A 253-nucleotide genomic window follows, 5' to 3' on the forward strand; every position below is an offset into this window, starting at 1 on the left:
CTCGATCACCCAGCGGTGCCGGCCGAGGCGCTGGGAGGACTCGATGCCGCGGCGGGCGATGCGGGCCGGGATCTGCCGCCGGCGCAGGTAGGCGCGGATGAAGCGGTGGTCGTAGGCTTTGTCGGCGTGCAGCTTGCCGGGACGGCGGCGTCGCGGTCCGCGTCGCGAGCGGATCGGCGGAATGGCGTCGACAAGCGGTATCAGGGCCTGGCTGTCATGGACGTTGGCTCCGGAGATCGCGAGCGACAGGGGC

At 72.3% G+C, this 253-nt stretch carries 1 protein-coding gene; it reads right to left on the reverse strand.

Translation table 11 applies throughout. The annotated features are described in order from the left end of the window. On the reverse strand, positions 1 to 253 hold a 253-nt coding region (locus tag PUR61_RS36620; protein WP_329883884.1), incomplete at both ends, for a transposase.

It is taken from the genome of Streptomyces sp. BE20 (assembly GCF_036322525.1).
In the GTDB taxonomy this organism is placed as follows: Bacteria; Actinomycetota; Actinomycetes; order Streptomycetales; family Streptomycetaceae; genus Kitasatospora.